This window comes from Synechococcus sp. W4D4, assembly GCF_047716805.1.
GTDB lineage: Bacteria > Cyanobacteriota > Cyanobacteriia > PCC-6307 > Cyanobiaceae > Vulcanococcus.
In genome coordinates this window covers 1,966,758-1,989,404 of sequence record NZ_CP180404.1, presented here as the reverse complement: position 1 = coordinate 1,989,404, position 22,647 = coordinate 1,966,758, and the positions used below count along the sequence as shown (strand labels likewise).

Annotated in this window: 17 protein-coding genes; 12 read left to right on the top strand and 5 right to left on the bottom strand. The window is 50.3% G+C overall.

Features of this window, described 5'->3' with window-relative positions; genetic code table 11:
• The first annotated feature begins 14 nt into the window (after positions 1–14).
• The 12 genes from ACLM42_RS11055 to ACLM42_RS11000 all read left to right on the top strand — a co-directional run bounded on the left by ACLM42_RS11055 (position 15) and on the right by ACLM42_RS11000 (position 14,063).
• A complete protein-coding gene (locus ACLM42_RS11055; protein WP_415399107.1) occupies positions 15–959 on the top strand; it encodes a UDP-glucuronic acid decarboxylase family protein in 945 nt (314 codons plus the stop codon).
• A gap of 4 nt (positions 960–963) precedes the next feature.
• Positions 964–2,559, top strand: coding sequence for a hypothetical protein (locus ACLM42_RS11050; protein WP_415399106.1), 1,596 nt, complete (start codon positions 964–966; stop codon positions 2,557–2,559).
• Positions 2,556–4,025: a hypothetical protein gene (locus tag ACLM42_RS11045; RefSeq protein WP_415399105.1), complete on the top strand. Its 1,470-nt coding sequence runs from the start codon at positions 2,556–2,558 to the stop codon at positions 4,023–4,025. The genes ACLM42_RS11050 and ACLM42_RS11045 overlap by 4 nt, the downstream gene beginning before the upstream one ends.
• Positions 4,025–5,125 (top strand): glycosyltransferase family 61 protein, encoded by a 1,101-nt coding sequence (locus ACLM42_RS11040; RefSeq protein ID WP_415399104.1) that lies wholly within the window; start codon positions 4,025–4,027, stop codon positions 5,123–5,125. The genes ACLM42_RS11045 and ACLM42_RS11040 overlap by 1 nt, the downstream gene beginning before the upstream one ends.
• Positions 5,122–6,093, top strand: coding sequence for a glycosyltransferase family 2 protein (locus ACLM42_RS11035; protein WP_415399103.1), 972 nt, complete (start codon positions 5,122–5,124; stop codon positions 6,091–6,093). Before ACLM42_RS11040 ends, ACLM42_RS11035 begins: the two co-directional genes overlap by 4 nt.
• Positions 6,094–6,218: 125 nt before the next feature.
• Positions 6,219–7,604, top strand: coding sequence for a hypothetical protein (locus tag ACLM42_RS11030; RefSeq protein ID WP_415399102.1), 1,386 nt, complete (start codon positions 6,219–6,221; stop codon positions 7,602–7,604).
• Positions 7,605–7,615: 11 nt separating this feature from the next.
• A complete protein-coding gene (locus ACLM42_RS11025) occupies positions 7,616–8,578 on the top strand; it encodes a hypothetical protein (RefSeq protein WP_415399101.1) in 963 nt (320 codons plus the stop codon).
• Positions 8,575–10,017: a lipopolysaccharide biosynthesis protein gene (locus ACLM42_RS11020; RefSeq protein WP_415399100.1), complete on the top strand. Its 1,443-nt coding sequence runs from the start codon at positions 8,575–8,577 to the stop codon at positions 10,015–10,017. The genes ACLM42_RS11025 and ACLM42_RS11020 overlap by 4 nt, the downstream gene beginning before the upstream one ends.
• Positions 10,017–11,177 carry a glycosyltransferase gene (locus ACLM42_RS11015; RefSeq protein ID WP_415399099.1) on the top strand — a complete coding sequence of 387 codons (1,161 nt, stop codon included), beginning with the start codon at positions 10,017–10,019 and terminating at the stop codon, positions 11,175–11,177. The genes ACLM42_RS11020 and ACLM42_RS11015 overlap by 1 nt, the downstream gene beginning before the upstream one ends.
• A complete protein-coding gene (locus ACLM42_RS11010; protein ID WP_415399098.1) occupies positions 11,170–12,006 on the top strand; it encodes a glycosyltransferase family 2 protein in 837 nt (278 codons plus the stop codon). Before ACLM42_RS11015 ends, ACLM42_RS11010 begins: the two co-directional genes overlap by 8 nt.
• Positions 12,003–13,205 carry a glycosyltransferase family 4 protein gene (locus tag ACLM42_RS11005; RefSeq protein WP_415399097.1) on the top strand — a complete coding sequence of 401 codons (1,203 nt, stop codon included), beginning with the start codon at positions 12,003–12,005 and terminating at the stop codon, positions 13,203–13,205. The genes ACLM42_RS11010 and ACLM42_RS11005 overlap by 4 nt, the downstream gene beginning before the upstream one ends.
• 12 nt (positions 13,206–13,217) lie before the next feature.
• Positions 13,218–14,063, top strand: coding sequence for a glycosyltransferase family 2 protein (locus tag ACLM42_RS11000; protein WP_415399096.1), 846 nt, complete (start codon positions 13,218–13,220; stop codon positions 14,061–14,063).
• Positions 14,064–14,354: 291 nt separating this feature from the next.
• Here the strand turns inward: ACLM42_RS11000 and ACLM42_RS10995 are convergent, their stop codons facing one another.
• From ACLM42_RS10995 to ACLM42_RS10975, 5 genes are all read right to left on the bottom strand, one after another.
• Positions 14,355–15,053: a polyprenol monophosphomannose synthase gene (locus tag ACLM42_RS10995; protein ID WP_415399095.1), complete on the bottom strand. Its 699-nt coding sequence runs from the start codon at positions 15,051–15,053 to the stop codon at positions 14,355–14,357.
• A gap of 1,704 nt (positions 15,054–16,757) precedes the next feature.
• Positions 16,758–18,473: a hypothetical protein gene (locus ACLM42_RS10990; RefSeq protein WP_415399094.1), complete on the bottom strand. Its 1,716-nt coding sequence runs from the start codon at positions 18,471–18,473 to the stop codon at positions 16,758–16,760.
• Positions 18,463–19,434 carry a GDP-mannose 4,6-dehydratase gene (locus ACLM42_RS10985; protein ID WP_415399093.1) on the bottom strand — a complete coding sequence of 324 codons (972 nt, stop codon included), beginning with the start codon at positions 19,432–19,434 and terminating at the stop codon, positions 18,463–18,465. The genes ACLM42_RS10990 and ACLM42_RS10985 overlap by 11 nt, the downstream gene beginning before the upstream one ends.
• Complete coding sequence (locus ACLM42_RS10980; protein ID WP_415399092.1) at positions 19,434–20,801, bottom strand: methyltransferase domain-containing protein; 1,368 nt, start codon at positions 20,799–20,801, stop codon at positions 19,434–19,436. The genes ACLM42_RS10985 and ACLM42_RS10980 overlap by 1 nt, the downstream gene beginning before the upstream one ends.
• A gap of 517 nt (positions 20,802–21,318) precedes the next feature.
• A complete protein-coding gene (locus ACLM42_RS10975; RefSeq protein ID WP_415399091.1) occupies positions 21,319–22,629 on the bottom strand; it encodes a sugar transferase in 1,311 nt (436 codons plus the stop codon).
• Positions 22,630–22,647: the final 18 nt, after the last annotated feature.

Here is a 22,647-nt window from a genome sequence, read left to right as displayed (position 1 = left end):
GCTCCGCTGGTTCCATGCCTTCTTCGATCACGCGCAATCTGGTCACCGGTGGAGCCGGTTTTGTCGGCTCTCATCTGGTCGATCGTTTGATGGAAGCGGGAGAGGAAGTGATTTGCCTGGATAACTACTTCACCGGCCGCAAGCAGAACATTGAGCGTTGGCTGGGGCATCCACGCTTCGAGTTGATTCGTCACGATGTCACCGAGCCGATCCGCTTGGAGGTCGATCGCATCTGGCACTTGGCTTGCCCGGCGTCACCGGTTCACTACCAACACAATCCGATCAAGACCGCCAAGACCAGTTTCCTTGGCACTTACAACATGCTTGGCCTGGCCCGGCGGGTCGGTGCTCGGCTGCTCTTGGCCAGTACGTCTGAGGTGTATGGCGATCCAGATGTGCACCCTCAGCCTGAGAGCTATCGCGGCTGCGTGAACACGATCGGCATCCGCAGCTGCTACGACGAGGGTAAGCGCATTGCTGAGACCCTGTGTTTTGACTACCAGCGGATGCACGGTACGGAGATCCGCGTGGTGCGCATCTTCAACACCTATGGACCGCGCATGCTTCCCGATGATGGTCGGGTTGTGAGCAATTTCATCGTCCAGGCTTTGCGAGGTGAGCCCCTGACGCTCTATGGCGATGGCTCGCAGACGCGGTCCTTCTGCTTTGTGGATGATCTGGTTGAAGGCATCATTCGTTTGATGAATGGCTCCGAAACAGGACCAATCAATATTGGGAATCCTGGCGAGTTCACCATTCGCCAGTTGGCCGAACTCGTGCGCGCCAAGATCAATCCTTCACTCGAGTTGATCTGTAAGCCCCTTCCTCAGGATGATCCCTTGCAGCGTCAGCCAGTGATCACCTTGGCCCAACAGCATTTGGGCTGGCAGCCTACGGTGGCCTTGGAGCAGGGATTGGATCGAACGATTGCGGATTTCCGCGAGCGTCTGAGCGCCTAGACCATTGATCCCGAAAGCCTGGGATCGTCGTCTGTACTGGTGGGCTGTTGGCCTCTATGTCGTACTAGCAGTCGCCGCCTTGGCGAGTGGGGTCACCTCATGGGACGAGGAAACCGATTACCTGGGGATTCGGACTCAGATTGCCCATGCCGTTCAAATGCTTCACGGGGACTCGCCGGACTACCGGGATATCCACTCCAATCTTGAGTATTACGGAGCCGTAGGCCTTCTGCCTGCGTGGATCTTTTGGTTCTTGCAGCAATCCCTGTTGGTGGGGCGTCTGACACTCCCTCAAGCACTGTTTTATCCCTCAGCCGAGCATCAGCTCACGGGTTTTTATTTCACCTCCCATTTGCTTCTCGCCGCTGAGTTTCTCGGCCTGAGCTGGCTGGTGATTGCCATCGCGCGCGAGCTGGGTGCCCGTTTCCCCTGGTTGGCAGGTTGTCTCACCTTGCTGACCCCATCGCTTCTTGGGCACTCATTTGTGAATCCCAAGGACATTCCCTTTGCGCTCTTTTATACGGCCTATACGTTTACTCTGTTGAGGCGATATCGCAGCACAGACGTGCGCTGGTTTGGTTGGTCGGTTCTTTCTTCGGGGCTGCTGATCAATCAGAAATTTGTGGCGATTGTGCCCGTTCTCCTGACAGAGCTATTGCTTTTTGGGCTGAAACCTCCTACGGGGCGATCCTTGTGGCGATCGGTCTGTGTTCCCTGGGCAGGTTTGTTATTGGCCCTCCTCCTGCAGCCGGCCAGTTGGGGCCTTTGGCCTTGGGTCTATCTGCGTGAGGCGTTTGAGACCTTTGCTCGCCATGAATGGGGTGGCTGCATGTGGTGGGGCGGCTCCTGTGTAGGGATTCATCAACCCGGCTGGCTAACCCTCCGATACATCTGGAATTGGTGGTCCATCAAATGGCCGTTGCTGCTGTTCTTGCTGTTGGCGTTGCAAACGGCCTGGTGTTTTCATCGCCTTCGCCGAGATCCCCAGTCTCTGAAGTGGGGCAACCCCTGGTGGCTCCTCTTGTCCCAGGCGGCATTGGTTCCAGGTATGGCGGCGTTGCGGCAGTCGAACCTCTATGACGCTGATCGCCACATCCTTTTCGTCTATCCCGCCTTGGCCGTAGTCGCCGCATTTGGTTTTCAGCGTCTTTGGCAATCGCAAGGACCGCTCTTGCTTCGTCGGGCGCTGCTTGCCTTCGCCGCAGCGTTGGCCTTCATTCTGGTGCTTGATGATCTCGCATTGAACCCGTACCAGAGCGCTTATCTGAATGAGTGGGGGCGTCTCAGCCACGACCACAAGACCACCGCATTGGACTACTGGGCTGTCTCTTCCAAAGAAAGCCTGCGTCAGGCCCAACTCAATGGGAACCTGCCTTTGAGTCCAACCGTCGATGACAGTGTCGGCCCGCTCCCGCTGTTTATTGGCTACCGCCAGCTGGCTGGGCATGTGGAAATGGACGCCAGTCCCAGGCTCAAGTTTCAGGTCAGGGATGTGCCTGCGTTCAGAAACCTTGAGGGTTGCACCCAAGCTTCGGAGGTCTCCCGAACCCTGTCGACCGGGCATCGCTTGGTGATGAGTCGCCTCTGGAGTTGCCCATGAGCATCGCGGTGCTCTGGGTCGCCATTGCGTTCTCCCTGGTGGTGATCTGCAGAGCGGATTGGGATTTGCTGAATCGGGGGCTGCCAAGTTTGGGTTTGGTTGTGACCGTGATGTACAGCCTCACCTACGGACTTGGCTTGAGCCTTTGGCGCCTTGATCCCAGCAGCCTGTTTGGTTATGGGACAGCCTCAACAATTGGATCTTTGGACGGCCTGGCGCTGTTGCTCGTGCTTGGGCTACCGACCTTGGTTTGTAGTTACTTCCTGGTGCGGACTGCGGTTGGCCGGAAACTGAATGAGCCATTCCTGGATTTTGTGGAACGGCATCGGCCCAGGCTGCAGCGGCTGAGTTTTGCCCTCGTGGTTTTAAGCGTGATCGGTTTGTTGGGGATGACCACCACGGGCTTGTTTTTGCGGGATCCCCAACAGCAACAGCAGGCCCTCCAGGCTTCATGGGTTGCCAAGCTGTTGATCGGCACGGGGTTGCTGTCACGTCTTGCACCGGTTGGTTTGATCCTCGTGCCGTTTGCCTGGACGGGCTGGTCTCGCTTGCAACGGCTCGCTGTCGTACTTCTGCTCTCCAGCTGGACTGCGTTGGTGCTTGGCTCGTCGAGTCGTGGGCAATTGCTTGCTCTTCCGCTCTATCTCTTTCTGGGTTCTGTGATTTGGCGCCGTTTGCCTCTGAAGCGGGCGGCGTTGCTTCTGGTACTTGGTGGGTTGCTTTTTGTCCCGGTGGCGGAGGTGATTCGTGTAAAGCGCGAAGGCGACGTCTCCAATCCCGCCCTGACGCGGACATTTGAGACCTTTCAGATCGGCAAGCAGCTCATGGGAACAAGCCACGAGTTCTATCTATTGCTTCAGTCTTCTGATTGCAGTGCCGATTTAGGTCGCCAACTGGAGAAAGATCCCCAGGCCCGTCGTTTACTCGGTGTCCCTGCATCCGAGCTGGCCGATGTGTCTTCTGAACGCTGGAACGTTGTGCGGCTCTTTGATGCATGTAGCCAGCGTGAGTTGGGCCAAAGGGGTTTTTCAGGCTTCGAAAGCCTGCCCTTGGGCTTGATTCCAAACACGTTTCTCCCAGCTGCCCCAAGCCTGTTTGACGGTCAGGAGCTCGTGCAGACCCTTTCCGATGATCTTGGCCTGCGTCCAGGTGAGATCTCCCAGGGCACGTTGAGCCTCTTTGCCGATGCTTGGTGGCGCTGGCGCTGGCCTGGGGTGATCTTCGTCAGTGCGGCATTGGGTGCCCTGCTTGCCCTGATCCAGTCGTTTCTGCTGTGGTTGCTCGCGCGTCAACCGATGGCTGGCTTGCTCGGGCAGTTGCTCGTGCTCAGCCTGGTGGGCACTTGGGTCAACAACACGACCCTCACGATGCTTTGGTTCTTGTTTTGGGATCTTCCGAAGGCTTGGCTTGAGTTGATGCTGTTAACGGTCCTGCTGGGGTTTCGGTTGCCCAGGGGGGCCACCTGATGCTCGAGCTGGTGCGTCCGCTCTATCCATCGGATGAAACCCTTTCCGAGTTGTGTGATCAGTCTGGTGTTCAGTCTTGGTGCCTTGAGGAAACCTTTCGGCCCAGACAGGTCTCAGCAGCTTTGCGTGTACCCATGGCCTGTTTGACGCCTGAGCTCAAGATCAGTGGCCGGCAATGGTTAGTCCAAGCCTCGGCAACAGCCAAGGTGAGTTTGCAGTCCGGCTTGTTGCGGGTCGGCAACCGCTGCCTCTATGAGTCCAACCGAACCAATGCGAACTCGAAGGTGCGTCGCTGGAGGCGTGCGGGTTCCCTTCCCCCTGGCTGGTGGCACCGGCCACGTGATCCCAAACGCTATCAACGACCTCTGGTTCTCCTGACTACCCATAACAACCCCAACTACTTCCACTGGCTGACGCAACCCGGCCTTGCACCGTTGTTCTTGCAGGATCATTTCGGCTTAAGCCCCCTTACAGGAGTAGCCCTCGCTCTAAGCCACCGACCACGGCGATGTCTCCCGTCCTACGTGCCTTCATTGTTGGAGGCATTCGCAGCAGAGCTGCCTCTGGTGCAGGACATAGCGTTGAGCTCGGAGTCGCTGTGTCGTTTTGCTGTGCATGAGCACAGCAGCGAGGTGGTGCTGAGTCCGGCGCAGTTGCATTGGCTGCATCGCCGTTGTCGCGATCAGCTTCAGCCCCCGTCAAAGCCCTGGCGACGGGTTTTGATTAGTCGGCAGCGAAGTAGCCGCCGTCGTTGTTTGAACGAAGATCAATTGCTTGCTGTATTAGCTCCGTATGGATTTGAGCGGCACTGCTTGGAGGACCTCAGTGTGATTCAGCAGCAGCGCTTGTTTTCAGAAAGTGCTCTCCTTATCGGTGCCCATGGGGCGGGTTTCAGCAACCTGGTGGCCTGTGCTCCCCAGGCTGCTGTTGTTGAGCTCATGCCTCGGCCTGGTGCCTTCAGTCATTACTACGTCATGGCCGATGTCCTTGGCATCCGCCACGGGCATCTCTTGGCGAGTCGCTGTGATGTGCAAACCGATGACTTCACGATTGCTACAGCTGATCTGATGGATCTCTTGCGGGAGATGGCGTTGTTGTGAGTGATCTCATCACGATTGTCTTGCCTGTCTATGGGCGTTCCGGCTTATTGCGTGAGGCGCTTGAGAGTGTCTACGCCCAGGAGGATCCTGACTGGCGACTCTTAATTGCTGATGACGGCTCTGATCTGCAGACTGCTGAGCTGATCCAGCAGCAAAGACGCGATTCCCGCGTTGAAGTGATCAGGCGCCCACAGAATCTGGGCTTGTTTGGCAATCTCAATGCTGCGATCCAGGAGGTGAAGACCCCTTGGCAACTGATTCTCTGTAGTGATGATTGCCTCGAGCCTCGTGCGATTGCCCAGCTCAAGCACGCGATCGCCTCGGTGCCTGAAGTGCGTCTGATGCTCTCGAGCTATCGCTCGATCGACGCTAACGGTGATCTGCGTACGGACGTCAATGGCACTTTTTACGATCGATTTGCTCCCCGAACGCGGTTGTTTCCATCCGGTGCTTTGCTTCAGTCCTTGCTGCAATACGGGAGCATCAACGGCAATATCACTGGCCTGCTGATTGAGCAGTCATTGTTCCGCGATGCAGGACCATGGCGTGCCGACTGGAGTCAATCGGCGGATTGGGAATGGCTTACGCGTGCCTGCTCCCAAACGTCCGTGCTGGTGCGCCGTGACCCCATTGCTCGTGTTCGGGTGCATGAGGGGCAGTTGTCGGTGAGTAATCGCAAACTGCAACGTGAGAACCTGGAAACGCTTGAGGTCCTCAGTGGACTCCTCTCGCATCCTGAGCTGCAGAGTTGCAGGCGACGTCGTCGTTGGGCGGCACACCATGCGCAGTTCCTTCTTTGGAATGCCATCAAGGCCTGTCCGCGGGTTGGTTTCCAGGAGACCGCCCACCAACTTTGTCTGATCGAGCGCCGTGTGGGACTTGTTGCGACAGCGTTGGCATTGTTGAGCACCCTGCCCAGACGTTTCAGAATTCGCGGAACTGATCACCCCCTGCTGCCTCCTTCCTGATGCGGTCCCGTTTGCAGCAGCTATTGGGACCGGCGTCCCCCTGGGTCCTGCAGCCCCAACGCTCAGCAGTGGCGTGTGTTGTCTCCTGGTTGCTCAGCCTGCCGCTGACCTGGCAGCACCCCTGGTTGGCCTTGCTGGGGTTCTGCGCGATCTGGGGTTTGACCCTTGCGCTGTGGGTGGAGGCGCCATTGCTTCAATCCCTTCCGCTACCACCACTGACGGTTTTGCTTTTTGGCCTCTGTTTGCGCTGGGGGCTGGGTCCCTTACTGCTGGCGGTGGGGGGCAGTGGTGGTGATCCGTTTGTGGAGATTTGGATCCGCTATGGCCCGCCTGCGCAGCTGCTCTGGTTGAGCCTGACGGCCGCCTTGCTCCTCCTTGCGTTGCCCCAGAAGCGGGTGATTGCCAGCACGGCGTTGTCTCAGCCTCAGTCCTCATGGTTTGTCGAAGCAATTCATCAACCTCGACTGCGGTCGAAATTGAGGGCTTTGGCCGGTTTTCTCAGCATCTACATGGGGGCATACATCACTCTTTCTATGCTTTCCGGCGCTTTTGATCGTCAGTTTGATGCATATGTCAGCTGGACCCAGCAGCTTTGGCGCTTAGACACCCCTGTGGCCGCCTTCTCCCGTCTACGCGATCTCTGGTTTTTGCTCTTTCCGCTGTGGTGGCGACTGCTGGGCAGGCCCTGGCGTTGGTTTCTCGGCGCTGAAATGCTTGCTTTTCTCGCAGTCGCCCTATTAAGCGGCTCGAGAGGGTTGTTGTTTTATCCCGTCCTGTTGTTGCTTTTTGGTCTGTGGTTTGTGTTGAGTGACCCACGCCGCATCCGCCGCCTAGCAGTCGCTATGGCAGTGCTGGTCTTTGTGTGCTCTCCGCTGATTTATGTCGTACGTGATAGCGGTGCTTTCCAGAGGGCCGAGAATTGGACTGGACGCCTTGAGGCCGTAGGTGTGGCTTTGATGCAACCAGAACCGTTATTGAACAAAACACGCTGGCTTGGCCGTGATCTTTATGCGTGTCATGACCCCTATCTCTTTACGCCTGACAATCGTGAGCAGCCCCTTGCAGGTACTCGGGGGTTAGGGAGCTTGCTTTATCTTTGGGTGCCAAAACACGTTTTGCCTGAACGTCCGGTCCTTTTCGATGGGCATTTGATCGCGAAGCAGCTCCAGCGGGTGACGCCCAGTGCCTGGTCAGAGGTTTGGTTTCCGTGTTTGAGCTTGCCTGCTGACCTAATGCGGCGTTGGGCTTTGCCTGGAGTGTTGCTTGGATCTGTTGTTGTAGCTGCATCTTTGCAGTTCTTGTTTCGCCTCTGGTATCAAACCGTCAGTGCTTCAGGAAGCACGTTTCAGCTCTTGCTCTTGCTTTTGCCGGTGACTTATTTGCAATCGTTCCCCTTTGGGACGGTCTCGGAGACCGCATGGGCCTTGTTTTGGGAATTGCCGAAGTATTTATTGGTCTTCTGGCTGCTTGGAGCTGGGGTCGACCGCTATCTAGCGAGGACAGACACTTGATCTCTCGAGTTTTGTTCCTGACAGAGTCTCGAGAGGACTATCTCGCCGATTCACTGCTGCACGGCTTGATCTCCCTGGGTCTTGAGGTCGTCGATTATCCGAGGAAGCAGGTGTTGTATGCGGGGCATCAAGCTTGTTCCGTCGCGCCGCAACTGGGTGTCCGTGGCCACGGTTTCACCCTTTATGGCTTGCTTCCGGATCGTTTTGTAGATCGGAGCTTTGTGATTCAGCGCTTGGAGGCTGGTTGGTTTGATCTCGTTGTGATTGGTCAGATCTGGCGTCAGTGGGGGCAACTCTTGGATCTAGCGCTTTTCTTGCAGACCGTTCCGGTTGTCTTGCTCGACGGGGATGACGACACCCGTTTGTTTCACCGCAGTGGGACTCGATTCCGCCGCTATGGCTGGCAGCCTTTCCCCATACGCTCCGGACGTTGTCTTTATCTCAAGCGGGAGTGGCAGGGAGAGGGAGGCCAAAGCAGTCGGTGTCGAGTTGTACCTGCGAGTTTTTCGATTCCAGTGGAGAAGATTCGCCCCATTCATCTTGAGGACAAGAAGCAACGTTTTGCCAGCCATTGCGTAGATCCTGAAGTATCACGAGCTTGCGGACTTCACACCTCCTATGCCTTTGCTTCGGAAGAGGCTTACTACGATGATCTGGCGGCATCCCGCTTTGCTGTGACGACGAAGCGGGGTGGCTGGGATTGTCTCAGGCACTATGAGATCGCGGCCGCAGGTGCTGTGCCCTGCGTCAGGCAGCTAGAGACCAAACCATCTGCTTGTGCACCCCACGGACTGCAAGCTGGTGTGAACTGCCTCAGTTATCAGAGTTGGCCTGATCTCCAGGCACAAATCGTTGCTGTGGAAGCAGACCCAACTGGTTACCAACAGTTGCTCGGAGCCTCTCGCGAATGGGTGCATCAGCACACCACGACTGCCTCAGCACAACGTTTGCTAGAGGCTGTTTCCGGGCGATGACTTCAGCCCTGCGTCGTGGTTGGTTGCACCTGGCAAGCGGCGCTGGGTTGGGCCGGTTGTTCAGCTTTGGCAGCAATCTCCTGCTCAGCCGATGGCTGGGGCCAACAGATCTGGGTTTGTTCAACCTTGTCACCACGACAGTCCAAACCGGGGAGACCTTGGTGCGTTGCGGAGCGGATTACGCCCTCAATTTCGAACTGGGAGGAGACCCGCAAGCGACTCAGCGGGAAGATGGGGTGCGGCTTGCGCACTCCTTTGCCCAGATCTGCAGCGCTGTGACGTTGCTGCTCTGTGTTGCTCTAGGGACTTGGTTGTGGTTTGGCCAAGCGCTTTTTCCGGCTTCTATCGCCACCTCGCTACGCCTGATCTGGAGTGTGTTTCTTCTGGTTATGTTTGGTTGTGAGGGCATCTCGGCTTCTGCCTGGGAGGTGCTCTTGGTTAGCCAGCAGACCGCTTTGCTCGCCCTGCGGCAAGGGCTGTTTTTCCCGTTGCGGCTGCTCATGGCGGCTGTTGGTGCCCTCACGCTTGGCGTCACAGGTGCGTTGGGGGGATGGTGCTTTGTCGCTGTCCTCCAGTGCGCCTGGCTCAAGCAAAGGCTTGGTGATCTTTGGACACCGTTTCGGCTATGGCCACCGTTGCGAGACAGCGCTCATCAGTTGCTGAAACGGGGTTTGCCGTTCTATGGGTCTAATTTGCTCTCTTCATTAATCTTCTATCCGCTACTGCTGCAGGTCGCTCGTGGTAGCGGGCTAGCGGAGGTTGGTTATTTGCGCATCGGTCAAATCTTTCAGCAGTTGTTTGCCTTTCTGCCTGCAACACTGGTCCCCGTCCTTTTTCTCCAGCTCCGCGTCGAACTGACCTTTGAGGGTCAAGTCCAGCGTCTCGAGATGCCTTTGCGCCTGATCTGGTTGGTTCTGTTGCAGGTGCTCATTGTCTATTGCCTCTTTGATCACTGGTTGCTGAGCTTTCTTTTTGGTGCTGGTTTTGAGGCAGCACTCTTGCCAACACGTCTCCTGCTTCTTACTGCATTGTTGGAATGCCTTGCACAACTAACCGTTCAGCCCCTTTTGGCCCAGGGCAAGACTCGTTTGTACGGTCTCTGGCAAAACGGCAGCGCACTCCTGGCAGCATTCTTGGGCTGGCTCTGGATTCCCAATGCGGGCTTGGCGGCGTACCTTCTGGTCCGCCTGCTCTATGTCTTGCTGCCTGTTCTCGGTTTTAGCTGGCCAGTTTTTCGATACCTAAAGTCTCCAGAGAAGATGCTTCCCCTTGCCATCTTGAGCTTGGCTATCGGTTTCGTGCTTTTGGCCCAGGTGTTTAGCCTGGCGAGCCTGTCATGGTCGCTCCCCTTGGGGCTGTTTGGAACCGCGATGCTCTTGCTGCTGCAATGGAGCGACGTGAAGAGCCTCGCAGAGAAGCTGATGTTGGGACGCTTCTGATGCGAGTGCTTCATTTCCTACCGGTCTATGCCCCGGCCTGGCAGTTTGGTGGCCCTGTACTGAGTGTTTCTCGACTCTGTGAAGCGCTAGAGCAGCTTGGCGTCGAGCTGAGAGTTATGACGACCAATGCCGGTCTCCCTGATTTTCCAGCGGAACAACTTGGGAAACCACAGCTTGTGAATGGTGTCAATGTCACCTACTACCCCGTCGATAGCCAGGCAAAGACGATTTACTCCCAGGCCCTGGTCGAGGCCTTGCCGGAGCAGATGGCATGGGCCGACGTGCTCCATCTCAGTTCGATCTGGCAGCCCTTGGGCTTGCCTGTTCAGCAGGCTGCCCATGCTGCTGGTGTTCCCGTGATTCAAACTTTGCGGGGTGCTCTTGGCCCATATTCTTTGCGACGTGGGTGGTGGAAAAAATTCCCTTATTTTCTGCTGAAAGAGTGGTCATTGCTGCAACGAGCTGCAGCGCTGCATTGCACGACTAGTCAGGAAGCTAGGGAGATTCGTTGGCTGCGTCTAAAGCCGCCGGTAAAGCTCCTCGCGAATCCGATCGAGTTGTCTCAAATGCACACTGATCCTTCAGCAGGACAGGCCTGGCGTGAGCACATGGCGTTGCCGGTTGATCAACCTCTGTTCCTTGTGGCGGGTCGACTGCATCACAAAAAGGGTCTTGATCTTCTACCTGAGGTGCTCCAGGTCCTTGCCCATAAGCCATGGCAGATCCTGTTTATCGGCGAGGATGATGACGGTACTGGCCGTAGCCTCAGGAGACAGTTTGATGATTTGGGCTTGGCCAACCGTTGCCACTGGCACCCGGCCCTCCCTGCCAAAGAGTTGATGGCTCCATATAACGCGGCTGATTGGTTGCTTCTGCCTAGTCGCCATGAAAACTTTGGCAATGTGGTCGTGGAGGCCTTGGCCAGTGGATGTGGTGCCCTGATTTCCGATCGGGTCGGTGTGGCTGATTTATTGCGTAGTTGCCCAGGAGTTCGCGTTGCAGAACGGTCAAAACGCGCTTGGGTTCAAATGCTTGACATAGCCTTGAGCACACAGAGACCTGGTTTGGGTGCCGAAGATTGGGTGAAAGAGCGCTTTTCCAAGCAGTTGATTGCTCGCGCAGGCCTGCAGCTGTATTCGAGTGTTCTGAGTCATGGTTAACCGGTTCAAAATTGCTGGGGTTGTGCTCACCCTGAATGAGGAACAGGATCTTTCTCGTGCTCTGCAATCTCTGAGCTGGTGTGATGAACTGTTGGTCTTGGATAGCGGTAGTACTGATTCAACTCAGCAGGTGGCAGAGCGGTATCAGGCCCGCTTTATCCAGCATCGGCAGGATCCACCATTCCTGATCACAGATCAGCGCAACTGGGCTCTTGATCACTGTGGTTTATCCAGTGACTGGGTGCTATTTCTTGATGCTGATGAAGAGGTGGGGACCCATTTAGTTGAAGCGATCCAGTCACGTATTCATTTAGAAAATCGCTTTGATGCTTATGAATTAACCCCGCGTTATTGGTTTTTCGGACGATGGCTGAAGCGCACTCAGGGTTATCCGAACTGGCATCCACGTCTCATCCGGCGTGGAGCGACCCGCTTTGAAGGCGGCGTTTGGGAGAGCTTTGCGCCCGACTCACATGTCGGGCGAATCTCCGTGCCATATGAACACTATGCATTTAGTAAAGGCTTTGATGACTGGTTGGAGAGGCATCGCCGCTATTCGAGCTGGGATGCAGAGCAGATTGTCGCTTTCCTAACAACGCGTAAAAGCAGCACTCTTGCGACCCGGCGTTGGCGCAGGATGAGATTGTTCTTGTCCCAGTTCTGGTGGTTGCGACCAATGCTAAGGTTTCTCCAAAAGTATGTACTTCAAGCTGGCTTTCTTGAGGGTTGGCAGGGTTTTCTGTTTGCGCTGATGATGGCCGGTTTCGACATGATGACAGTGATTAAGGTCATTGAGTTACAAAGAAAGAGGCGTAACCTGCCACTATGACGCTCAACCCAGGCTCCACTAAAGAACTCATCATTCTTACCGAGAACTTTTCTCCTAGCACTGGGGCAACAGCCCAACTTGTAACCGATCTGGCAGACGATCTTTATCGATCGGGGATAAGCCTGCGTGTCCTCACTGCTACATGCGGCCCATCGGATCATGCCTATCCCGTTCTTCGTCTTTCAAGCTCTAGCTCACCGTCTGTGGGCATCCTCAAGAAGGTAATACATGGTTTTCTTTTCTTTACGGGCACTGCCACCTGGCTTCTGGTTAACATTCAAAAACATCAATCCCTTCTCATCGTATCTAATCCACCATTTATAGGACTCATTGGAGTCCTCGTTTCACTCATCAGGCGTACTCGGTATGTCTTCTTGTTTCAGGATGTATTTCCACGTTCCGCATCTCTTACCGGTATCTTGCCCGCTCATGGTCCGCTGATCCTCCTATGGCGCTCGCTGCTGAAGCTTGTACTTATTAGAAGTCAGACAACGGTTGTTCTTAGTTCATCGATGATTCGTCGTTGTAAGTCTGAGTTTGGTTCTGATATCCAGTTGGAATTCATCCCCAACTGGGCCGTTTTCTCTCCGCAGTCGAAAGCCAAGCTAGAAAGTCAACTCGCATATTCCTGGGATCTTCAAAATACCTTTACTGTCCAATACTCCGGAAACTTCGGCCGTCTTCATGAAATCCTGATCATCTTAGAAGCCGCAAGAATGCTACAGGCCTATCCCATTATGTTTGTTTTTGTTGGAGGTGGCGCAAAAGCAGATCAGATAGAAAAGTATCGCGCCACATATAATCTAACCAATGTAATTGTCAAGCCTTATCAACCACGTGCTCTACTTGCTGACAGTCTGGCTTCGTGTGATATCTCGATTGTAAGCCTAATTCCTGGAGCAGATGATACTGTTGCACCAAGCAAACTCTACGGAATTCTGGCTAGTTCTAAACCGGTCCTTCTTCTGTCTAGCGAGGAGTCTGAGATCGCCTCTCTTATTACCCACAATAAATGTGGCCTAGTCGTTCCACATGGAGATCCAGTTCTTTTGTCAAAAACCCTAATCTATCTCAGCAAAACGCCCGATCAAGTTGTCAAAATGGGCAAAAACGCTCTTATTCTCTACAAGAAAAACTATGGACGTGCCAAGTCGATTTCTCAATACCACCAGTTACTTGTCAAATATGACATGGTCTGAGGCCTACAAGCTATGCAGCCAGTTGTCTCAGTTATTACACCCTATAGAAATGCCGAAAAGTTCCTCCTACGCTTTGTATCGTCGATTCAGGCTCAAACACGAACGGACTGGGTATGCATCATGGTTGACGATGGATCCACTGACAATGGTCCGAACCTGCTTCGCAACATTGTTTCCGGTGATTCCCGCTTTCACCTGATCAACAATACCTTTTCTAAGTCATGGCCTGGTCCGGCGGCTGCCAGGAATTGTGCTTTAGCAATGGTTAGCACCGACCTTGTAGCCTTCTGCGACGTGGATGATGTATGGCATCCTGAAAAGCTCGAACGACAACTAAGCTTTCATATCGCTAATCATCTTGATCTCTCTGTTTCTGCATATGGACGCTTCCTAGACGGTGACTTATCTCATCCACTTAGATCCATTGTGTGCCCACCATTAAAGCTATCACCTGGCACTCTGAACGGAAAAAACCCAATACCTATGCTCACAGTTGTTATCTCAGCAGAACTAGCAAACCTTCGTTTCCAGCAGACACCCCATGAAGACTTCCTATTCTGGCTAGAAATACTGCGCTTTTATCCAACACTTAGATACGGTTGTTTGCCAAGTGTCTTGGCATTCTATTGTATCCATGACAGTAACCTATCAAGCTCAAAGTTGTTGATGACAGTATGGACGTATAGAGTCTTTAGGCGATTTGGTAAAACCCGAATATCTAGCCTTTGTTCGCTAGTTTCCTGGATGATCGGCCACTTCATTTCTCAGCTTAAACTAATTTCAAAAATGCATTACATCTCCACATCGCTTACCGATCTGCTTGTTCAGCCACCCATTAACACCAGGCAGTCCCCTTAAGGCTAAATTATCTAGGCCAACCAGATCATGCTTAATGTACTAAACTGATGCAAATCTGATAACCACCTGAAACCTTTTACTTAATCGAATCAGCGTGAGAGAAGATTCTGCGTCATACCAGGACTGAATCAGCTTAAGACTAGCATTGTTGATGTTAAGTACTATGCCTTGCCATTACGGGTTAATGCCCGATAGCCCCACTTATTAACGTGTACTTTAGAGAAGTGGTTCCCTTCTTAATCACTAAATGTTGGCTTAAAACATGGTCAGGCTCTCAAGCTTGCAGGCTATTTAATTGACTGAGAACCTTAGCCGGAGAAGCTTTAACACCGCTTTGAAGATCTCTCGCTTAGATATCTTTGATACGCCTTCAGATCTATCTTTAAACCGAAAGCCAAACTCATAAACACTCAAACCCAGTCTCTGCACCCAGTAGCTCGTCTCCAGAAAATAAGAATAGCCATCAGCTGTTATATCAACTCCAAGTAGTGCATCCACAGCCTTCCTCGAAAAGCCTCTGAACGATGATGTACACTCTGTCATCTCGAGGTGTAATAGACGTTTCGCTAGTACGTTTGCAGTCTTCGAGATGAATAGTCTGGTGCCTTTGTATTCTGTTGATCCCCCATATGCATATCTTGAAGCCACCAAGTAATCCGCCTTGTGCATGCTATCTAAAAATGTTTTGATGTACTCAGGAGGATGTGAAAAATCAGCGTCCATAGTTATCAAGAAGTCAACCTCGTTATCATGGGCATATCTCAATGCCATCCTATGAGCTGAGCCCACTCCCGACTTTTTAGGACGATGAACTACAGTGATTCTGTTGTTTACTTCTTTCATTCTATCCAGTAAATCTCCTGTTCCATCTGGAGAGGAATCATCTACCACAAGAACCTCAATCTTATCTGAACAACGTATGACTTCTGAGCAAAGTCTTTCTATGTTCCCGATCTCATTGTAAGTTGCGGTGAAAACTACCACCTTCATTTGACGTGTCTGCTAATCCTTGTTGTAACATAGTACATGACCCTTGGTGCGCGACGTCCGCTTTGTCTTCATGCGTAGCCCGCACTTGATTCTTTTCTTTGATGGAGTCAGATCAGTAAGCACAGTAGAGATACTAGTACTCTTTATATCTATAGCTTTCCCTCTGATTCTCTGGGGCCCATGTATCTCTGGTTCAGAAATATGTTTCAATGATGCAGGATGGGCTGACTATCGGCTTCACTACGTAGCAATTCATTCATATCTTAACTCCTCTCACTGGATTCCTGCCTATCTACAGTCTTTTACATGGCCCCACAACTCTTCACTCTTGTACGCAGATGCCTATCCACTTCCTTCAATAATACTTTGGCCTATCTACAAGCTTGTTAAGTTTCCAGTCGGCATAATATTCGTCATTCTCTCTTGCCTTAACTCTCTATCTATTGCTTTATTGACGATTATGCTCTCGCGAAGATATTGTTTGCAGTCATTACAATTCCTTTTTCTCTCCTTCTTCTTCATCACTAGTCCAATTTCCTGGAACAGGATCCTTAGCGGCCATGAATCACTTCAGCTGCATGTGTTAGTCCTTGCACCTCTAATCCTTCTCCTTGTATCGTGTAAAAACTGGCCAACCTGGACCATACTACTTGCCTGTATATGCGGAATAAACCCATACAATCTTCCTTTCGCAGCTTGTTGCTTCGTTCTTTCAACAATGCTACCTAGAACAGGACTCAACCTACGATACCGAATCTTATTGCTAATAGCTACTCTTTTCATCTGTCTTTTAATACTGTTTATTTGTGGCTATATACCTGGCCATTCACAGACGATGTCCGATATATGGGGTGCAAATATGCTTTCTCTTTTTAATCCCCAGGGCACCTCCTCCCTTATCGCGGCCCTCCCGGTCTCAGAACCATTTGAGTTAGAGGGGTATTCTTATCTTGGGATATCACTCTTTCTTCTCTGTGTATTAACCTTATTTCACTCTCCTTCAAAACTTATCCACAACTACAAAGATCGCTTTTTTCAAGCCTCTGTTATCTGCACAATCTTTTTACTGCTTTCCTGGGGCCTAACCTGGAATATCTCAAGCCAACCAATCGTTTCACCATATTTACATCTTGGTCTCCACAAAACAATGGTTAGCTTCTATGGAATCTTTCGCTCTGCTGGTCGTTTTACTTGGCCTATCTATTACTTGATTATCATATGGGTTGCATGTACACTCAAAACCCATCATTTTCGACGTGTCCTCCCTTTCGCATTTGTACTCCAGCTATTGGAGCTGGTTCTTCCCTTGTCATCACGTATCAATCAGGCTTTCAGTAATAGATATTTCAACGGTATCAATCCCTCACTCGACTGGATTGCAAAGAATAATGAAGTCGCGAAATACATCATGCAATCTTCTTATTTTCTAGTCCTTGACTCTTCTTCCCAACAGTCGCAGGAACCCCTTATGCCTCCATATACACCCCAAACTATCAATCCATCAATTAAAGCAAACTGGGGAGGGGCTAACTTGTCACGTAGATCGTCGAGTGAACTCTCAGCTTCTCAATTATTAAGCATGATTCCAAAAGGTCACAAAGCCACAATATATATTCCAAATGAAAGTCACAAACTTATCTCTCTCATCAACGAAAACTTTCACTTTATCGCAGTCAAGGGTGACTACCTACACGTTACACGCGACTAGTTGCAAAAGAGTAACTCCCCGATGCTAGCCTTCTTTACAGGAACTAATATCTGCCGTGTTAGCGAATTCGTGATTGAGCAGTTGCTATCGTCAAGATCCCTGAACTTATTTGTACTAAACAAATAAAAACCTCTTTTGGGGCCATCTTGCGGCTCTCTTTCTTTTTCGGGTCTAAGAAATAGTAATCGAGATGCATCAAATAGCTCTTTATTAAACGATCCACTATCTGCCACTATTCCATTACTCTGACGTACACCATCATGACTATTTACAAGTTCACTCAGGCAAGACTTATCTTCAACGCAAAAGGCGAATAGCCGCTTCTGCGCTGCTCCATAATAGTCATTATTCAGCCCATAATATCTACTCTTAGTGTGCTCCGCGGTGCCGAAGCGCAGATCTACCAAGCGTGAGACGTCACTCTTATAAGTATATTGATATGGAGATAGCAATACTATCTCTGCAACTGTAAAGATAGATACAACGGCTATAGAAATCCTGTAAAAATGCTTAGCACTTGTAGTCTCTCCTGTTAAAGCTAGTTGAAGCCCTAAGGACGACAGCATAACTAGTGGAGGATAAATCAACATTATATGCCTAAGCCTATTGTAAAGTATTGTTCCTGATAGTGATACAAGTATTATCGGTACCATTACCTGCAGAATCATCGATAAATAAATCCAGAACCATTTGTCTTGGCATAATCTTGTTAAGTAAACCCTACAATTAATTCTACTCTCTATGATTCTATTGAAGAATACGTATATTAGACTGACCAATCCCACAACATACAGCAATGGAAGGCTCTCATAGAGCTGGTTTGCTAAATAAGTCGCCGCCTCGACCACACTCCCTTTCTGTCGATCAGAAATATAGCCTACTGCTTCATAGATGCTTTGCCAGGGCCACCGATCCCAACCTTGCGGATACGTCAAATAAAATACTATACTTGCAATAATCATTGAGATACCGATAGACAATAATGTCATCCCCCACCTCCCCGTCTTCCTCAAGACATAAACCAAGGCGAGTAAAGCTATGTAATAAAAGCATATAAATACTACCGAGCCTGGACGTGTACTTACACTCAAACCTGCCCATACACCAGCTAATGTTGCCCATATCCAAATTCTTTTTCTGTCAGCGTTATCGCTTACGAATCCAAGCCATCCTTGAACCGCCCACGTCAATGAAAAGCACGTAAACATAAACGCTTGAGGAATGTCGGAATTATTAAAGAATGAACTACCAGTCCATTCCGGAAATAGTACAATTAAGAAGAATACTAATGCAGATAAATACCTTCTACCCGATTTCCATGCCACCACGCTCAACAAGCAGCCCGTCATCCATCCAAAAACTACTGATGATAAATGGTTTAAGCTTGTAAAGCTCCCTAGCAGGAACTTCTGCGCATCCGTTAGCGACTCTAGATTCGCAACCTGAAGCACGTTTGCTTGAGATAACAGAAATGGCACAAACCTGCTTGTATGGCCAAACAAAGCAAGGTCACCAAAAATATCCTTTGTATCCGGACCACGCCCCATAAGAATATCTACCCCATGCCTAACAACACCCCTTACCCCTTTAAAGTATAAAAACTCATCCCAAGTAGCACCGTATTCGTTTGTCTGGACTATAAGTATCGCTAGTACCAGAGTTGTTAATATCGGCCAAACAAATAGTCTGGCCTTCACGTCTCTATCTTTCATCACGATACCGTTGCACCATGCTATCAATTACATCGAATATATCCTCTGTAGGCTCCCAACCTACTTCCCGCGTTACCTTCGATATGTCACCTATCAAGAAATCTTTTCTAATATTTTCGCATGGCCCTTCATCACCCAGCACCCTTGAAACTCCTGTAAGCCCAAAATGCTGCCCGATATAGTCAACCATCTCAGCTAGTGTTGTCAATCTACCTGTCGCCACTACATAGTCTGAACTTAGTCTTTCCACTTTGCTCAGTCTGACAAGTGCACATGCCACATCCTTTGCTGACCCTATATCTATCTGTCTCTCAAGACATCCAAAAGACTCTACTGGTGTCTCCTCTGAGTAGTCTGAAACTGCCTTGATTGCCCTGGGCAGGAAGTACTCTTGCGACCTTCTCACACTGTCATGGTTAAAAAGTATAGCCATTGATGCTTCTAGCCCAAAATGTCTCAGGACACTACATTGATTACGAGCAATCATCTTTGCATATCCGTAGCCTGTTGTAGGGCTCATTCGGGTCTCTTCATCCACTCGAAGCCCCCCCTTTCCGTCGTACATCAACGATGATCCACAAGTTATCAGTCTCGGCGTCAAACCTTTATCTGCGCTGCGCATTAACGAGTCCTGTATGCATGAAGTTCGTCTAACATTTAACTGATACATCTCTTGCTGATTGCTTCTAGAAAACTTCTTCGTGCTTGTATGACTTGCTGCGCAGTCAAATATCACTCCTGCATTGACACGTAATAAGAACTCCGAGAACATCTTTTCGTTGTGATCCCAACTCTTTAGACTCTGCTGTAGTGATCTAATGACTTCTATAACATCGTCGCTAATATTAGCGCTTTTCGACACTCCATCCCTACCCAGCCCTATAACCGGCAATTTATGAGAGCTGAGTTGATCATATACAAATGATCCATCTTGTCCCCTAGCACCAATAACTATATTCATTATATAATCTCGATCTCTGGAAGTGGAAATATAAACTTACCCCCATTCTTTCTGAACTCGTGCTCACGCTTTAGTATTCCGTCCCTAAAGTGCCATGGAAGAACTAAAAAGTAATCCGGTCTTAATTCTTTGCACTGCTCTTCTGAAACAATGGGAATCTTTGTCCCCGGCGTGTAGCAACCATATTTATCCGGATTGATATCTGCGATACAATCAATTTCTTCAGCTCCAAGACCACAAAGTTGTAAAAGAGTATTGCCCTTCGTGCTTGCTCCGTATCCACAGACTCGCTTTCCGTCTTCCTTCACATCTCTGATTAGACTTCTCAATGCTTCCCTATGTCGGTAGATCCCCTCTTCAAATTTTCTGTATGGCGCTGGACTCTTGAGTTGCTGTGCTCGTTCTTGCCTGAGCAGCCAATTAATGACAGGACTATTAGGAGTCCATTTAGATTCCTTACGCGCAGCAGTAACCGCAAAGCTACCACCGTTGATCGCATTTAGTTCTACATCAACCACCTTCAACCCTTCAGACGACAACATATTTGCTACTACTTCAAGTGAGTAGTACTCAAGATGCTCATGACAAATTGTGTCGTAAGCATTTGTTCTTAGCATTGCTGGCATATAGCTTTGCTCAAAATGCCAAATCCCATCTGTCTTTAAAAGACTTCTAATATTGCTTACGAATTCTTTCGGCTTTTCGAGATCATAGAACATCGCTATTGATGTGATTATGTCAGCTTTTCCATGGTTGCCTGCAATTTCATCTGCACTCTTGTCATCAAAAAAGGTTTCGTATCGATGAATTTCAGGCTTGTAGAACTCTTTGTATTTCTTCGAACTTGGATCAACCCCTACTCGTGTCCAATCATCTGGATATGCATTTAAAAGTGTTCCATCATTACTGCCGATGTCTATAGCAATATTCGGGCTATCCATTCCAAACTGTTTACACAAGCGCTCCCGTTTTTCACGTAAATGGTGAACCATCGAGTCATTCAGACCCGATCGATAGCCATATGTGTCTCCGTACATCTCATTCAAATCATAACTATGACCTAGTTGTAACAAACCACTTTCTATGCCGATCTTGAGCTGTAGTGGTCCCTTTGTTATAGAGGCACTGACATCCCTTGGGAAAACACCAGATAAGTACTGTCGGCCTATGTCTACAACCTGCACGAGGTCATCCTCTTCTGAGATCCTGCAGGAGTCGCACTCGGTGTAGCTCATTGCAAGACCACTAGAAGTCGTTGGCACCATTTTATCATTAACTACATTTTCCCCAAGCCTCATCCAACACCCCCCCCACCCCCCATGAACACTCCTTCGTATTTGGTATCGATCCCATTCCAGCAGCTTCATGGTTCAGAGGGAATCTTCCCTTGTCTCTTTCAGTGCTCCCATATGGCTGATTGATCCCCCCCCTTCGTGGCCAACCTTGTTTTAATTACTTATTTATCCAACTGCCCACCCCCCCCACTAAGCGCACTATATCTCGCAACTTCTTTCTGTTCTGATGGTTTATTCACACGCTACTGAATTCTAACGCCACAAAGCCAGTGTGCCATCTTTCCTGGCTCTACAACAGTTCTATAATCCTTTATCTTTCAGTGTATACAAATCATTTCCAGCCATTTCTTTTCAAGTTGCTTGCCCGGCTGCTCTTTTACGTGCTAAGAACACCAATTGACTTAATCTGTACATCGTTGCAAGCATTCCGCCGCCGCCTCATCTTGCAGGGCTGATTCCGTAGACTTCTCTATTCCTTCCGAAGTGCTTCTTCTTGTTTATCCTAACTTAGGACATTGTCATGAATCTTCGCAATGCACCTGCGTGGTATGAATGGCATCATCCTTAGTCTTGCTAGCAACATCGCTAATCAGCTTTCTAATGGAAGCGAACCCTTAGCGCCTGAGACTAGGCGCATTGTCTTAATCGTTATCAAAAAATCTAAGGCAAGTCCTGCATTTCTTAAATAGTATAAATCATAGCTTAGCTTAGCTCTGCTGTCTTTGATGCTTGCCCCGTACGGATAGCATACTTGAGCCCATCCGCTTAGCCCAGGTCTAATCCAATGTCTCAGCCTATAATTGGGTATTGCTTTCTCTAGTTCCTTTTCTATCTCGGGCCGTTCAGGTCTTGGTCCAATTAAGCTTAAGTCGCCATTTAGCACGCTAAAGAGTTGTGGCAGTTCATCAATGCGTGCTGCTCTGATTAGTCTCCCTACTCTTGTTACCCTAGGGTCACCTCGAGACGCCCACTGAATGCCTAATCGTTCAGCGTTAACACTCATGCTTCTCAGTTTCCATATCTTGAACTTCCTGCCGTATAGCCCGCTCCTCGTTTGCCGATAAAAGACTGGGCCTCGGTCTTCCAACCAAATCAGTATTCCTGCTATCAGCATTAGCGGCGCTGTTGCCAAAATCAGTATTAGAGCCCCAATTACGTCTCCAAATCGCTTTATGCGCCAGCTGCTACTACCTGGTCTGAGTGCAAATCCTTCAGCTTGAATCAGCCAATCAGTCAGCACCATTTCAGGAGGAATTCTGTGAAGCTCTTGTTCGCACCAATTCAGAAGAGGAATAACGTATTCACCTCGCTCTCTAAACCTTAGTATTCTTTCCCTCTCTACATCAGAACTCTTGTCGATCTTTCCAACAGCAATGCTGCACGAGCTTTTTTCATTCAAACTATCTAAGGTAGTAATTCCGTCTGTCAAGACTGTTGTTCTCGACCGAAGCTGATAATCTTCTGCTGCAATCTCTTTAAGGAGAACATCTGCTTCTTGTTCGCTGGCTAGCAATAGCCAATACCGCCGCCTTGTGGAAATCGTTGTTTGTGCTGCCTGCCCAATCGTTGATAGGCAGTACGCACTCAGTACCAACGGAATTAGAAATCCCCTGAATCGAGTCTGCGCATCGGCGACCTGATAAAGCCATGTGTGTCCAACAAACACAGCGATTACTGCAAGTGCTGCTAGTGCGGTCTTGGCTAGCTGCACCGTCCGCGGATATCTATCATTATCACTTGGCGGTGAATATCTTCCTGCTAGATACGAAACGCTTAGCCATGTTGCTATTGCTGTAATGAGCCCGTCACTTAGTCCTTCCCATCTCTCAATTCTTAATAAATATATCAGGTTGTAGCTTGTGTAAATCGAGAGCGTGTCCCATGCTGCAAGTGCGACCAACGCCAGCCGATGTCGCAA

Bases quoted from the DNA above. Each gene is read 5' to 3' on its own strand.
- ACLM42_RS11055 (WP_415399107.1), top strand. From the start codon at position 15: ATGCCTTCTTCGATCACGCGCAATCTGGTCACCGGTGGAGCCGGTTTT.
- ACLM42_RS11045 (WP_415399105.1), top strand. From the start codon at position 2,556: ATGAGCATCGCGGTGCTCTGGGTCGCCATTGCGTTCTCCCTGGTGGTG.
- ACLM42_RS11040 (WP_415399104.1), top strand. From the start codon at position 4,025: ATGCTCGAGCTGGTGCGTCCGCTCTATCCATCGGATGAAACCCTTTCC.
- ACLM42_RS11020 (WP_415399100.1), top strand. From the start codon at position 8,575: ATGACTTCAGCCCTGCGTCGTGGTTGGTTGCACCTGGCAAGCGGCGCT.
- ACLM42_RS11015 (WP_415399099.1), top strand. From the start codon at position 10,017: ATGCGAGTGCTTCATTTCCTACCGGTCTATGCCCCGGCCTGGCAGTTT.
- ACLM42_RS11010 (WP_415399098.1), top strand. From the start codon at position 11,170: ATGGTTAACCGGTTCAAAATTGCTGGGGTTGTGCTCACCCTGAATGAG.
- ACLM42_RS11005 (WP_415399097.1), top strand. From the start codon at position 12,003: ATGACGCTCAACCCAGGCTCCACTAAAGAACTCATCATTCTTACCGAG.
- ACLM42_RS11000 (WP_415399096.1), top strand. From the start codon at position 13,218: ATGCAGCCAGTTGTCTCAGTTATTACACCCTATAGAAATGCCGAAAAG.
- ACLM42_RS10995 (WP_415399095.1), bottom strand. From the start codon at position 15,053: ATGAAGGTGGTAGTTTTCACCGCAACTTACAATGAGATCGGGAACATA.
- ACLM42_RS10990 (WP_415399094.1), bottom strand. From the start codon at position 18,473: ATGAAAGATAGAGACGTGAAGGCCAGACTATTTGTTTGGCCGATATTA.
- ACLM42_RS10985 (WP_415399093.1), bottom strand. From the start codon at position 19,434: ATGAATATAGTTATTGGTGCTAGGGGACAAGATGGATCATTTGTATAT.
- ACLM42_RS10980 (WP_415399092.1), bottom strand. From the start codon at position 20,801: ATGAAGCTGCTGGAATGGGATCGATACCAAATACGAAGGAGTGTTCAT.